At 48.5% G+C, this 536-nt stretch carries 2 protein-coding genes; both read left to right on the top strand.

Annotated elements, in window-relative coordinates:
- The first annotated feature begins 92 nt into the window (after positions 1–92).
- Positions 93–257 carry a hypothetical protein gene (locus FQP90_RS23945; protein ID WP_368666129.1) on the top strand — a complete coding sequence of 55 codons (165 nt, stop codon included), beginning with the start codon at positions 93–95 and terminating at the stop codon, positions 255–257.
- Positions 257–536, top strand: a 280-nt coding sequence (locus FQP90_RS23535; protein ID WP_208760082.1) for a hypothetical protein, incomplete at its 3' end; no start/stop codon positions are given. The genes FQP90_RS23945 and FQP90_RS23535, both read left to right, overlap by 1 nt.

Consider the following 536-nt stretch of genomic DNA (forward strand, 5'->3'; position numbering starts at 1 on the left):
ACTCAACCAAACTGCTCCTCGAATTTAACTGTCTTATCCTTTAGACTGTTCGCTCTCGTCAACTCAGATAAAGCCGTCTCTTTATGCGTCCAATGATTGCCCGTGTGGCACTGCCTGTTCCACTAGACAAGCAGTTCGATTACAAGATTCCCAACCACCTGTTTCCAATTATTGGTGGTCGAGTCTCTGTGCCATTTGGACGACAAACCTTAACTGGCATCGTCACGGCTCTGGTTAACGAATCTACTCACTATTAATGTGGTGCAGCCAATTTTATCAGTATCCTCTTGGTGAAACCCTTGCTAACGCACTACCGAGCGCCTTGAGAAAAGGCAAAGCCGCTGACTTCGCGACGCTTGTTGAATGGCGACTGACGACATCAGGCAGGGATCAGCTCATGCAAGGTTTTGGTCGCGCAGTCAAACAAGCCAAAGTCATGCAAATGCTTGAACACGGCCCTGTTCCTCATCAAGAGTTCATTGACGAGGAAGTAGGCAGCGCAGGGCTCAAGACGCTGGAAGAAAAAGGTTGGATTG

The organism is Paenarthrobacter nitroguajacolicus (genome assembly GCF_007786235.1).
Lineage (GTDB): Bacteria > Actinomycetota > Actinomycetes > Actinomycetales > Micrococcaceae > Arthrobacter > Arthrobacter nitroguajacolicus_A.